Origin of the sequence: Schumannella soli (genome assembly GCF_006517435.1) — a bacterium.
Classification (GTDB): Bacteria; Actinomycetota; Actinomycetes; order Actinomycetales; family Microbacteriaceae; genus Schumannella; species Schumannella soli.
Genome location: NZ_VHQG01000008.1, coordinates 1 through 232 on the forward strand (window position 1 = coordinate 1; position 232 = coordinate 232).

The window sequence follows — 232 nt, forward strand, 5'->3', positions numbered from 1 at the left end:
GGCGCCGCCCGCCGCTTCCAGACCGAGATCCAGGTCGGCATGATCGGCATCAACGTCCCCATCCCCGTCCCGGTCGCGTACTACTCCTTCGGCGGGTGGAAGGACTCCCTGTTCGGCGCGAACAAGGCCTACGGTCCCGCCGGGTTCGACTTCTTCACCCAGGAGAAAGCCATCACCTCCCGCTGGCTCGACCCCTCCCACGGCGGCATCAACCTCGGCTTCCCCCAGAACT

General features: G+C 66.8%; 1 protein-coding gene. It reads left to right on the forward strand.

The window, feature by feature from the left end; genetic code table 11:
- Positions 1–232, forward strand: a 232-nt coding sequence (locus FJ657_RS16925) for an aldehyde dehydrogenase family protein (RefSeq protein ID WP_141164910.1), incomplete at both ends; no start/stop codon positions are given.